At 51.1% G+C, this 548-nt stretch carries 1 protein-coding gene; it reads right to left on the reverse strand.

All coding sequences use genetic code 11. The features are described 5' to 3' along the window. Window positions 1–548, reverse strand: a 548-nt coding sequence (locus tag R7190_RS29865) for an ABC transporter substrate-binding protein (protein WP_318138208.1), incomplete at both ends; no start/stop codon positions are given.

A 548-nucleotide genomic window follows, 5' to 3' on the forward strand; every position in this document is an offset into this window, starting at 1 on the left:
GGTCGCTTGCTCCAGCGCTTTGTTGAACGCTTTAATAGCCGCTTTGTCGTAGGTTTTTGCATTCGCCACAAACACCAGTTCGTCATACGCTGGTACGCCGTATTCTTCTGGGAAGAAGGCTTTGGCTTTGTAGCCTTCTAGCGCAAGTTGGTTGGTTTCGAAGTTACGCAAGCCGCCCCAAATAGCGTCTACTTTGCCTGACGCGAGAGAGGAAGAGAGTGCCCAACCGACGTTGATGATTTGCACGTCAGAAAACTTCACGTTCTCCTGCGCAAGCATGGTGCCGATTGTCGCCTCTTCGTTACCTGCGATAGCAATACCGATTTTCTTGCCTTCAAGGTCGCCAAGGTTTTCGTTCTTGCCGTTATCCAACACCATCAAAGTGTTGAGGGGAGTTGCAATCAAGGTCGCAGAGCGAATTAATGGCAAGCCAGCCGCTACGTCGATGGTTAAGCTCGGCTGGTATGAAATCGCCATATCGACTTTGCCAGCCGCAACTAGTTTGGGTGGTGTGCTTGGGTCGGCGGGTTCTTGGATATTGACCTTCA

It is taken from the genome of Vibrio sp. 1078-1 (assembly GCF_033340475.1).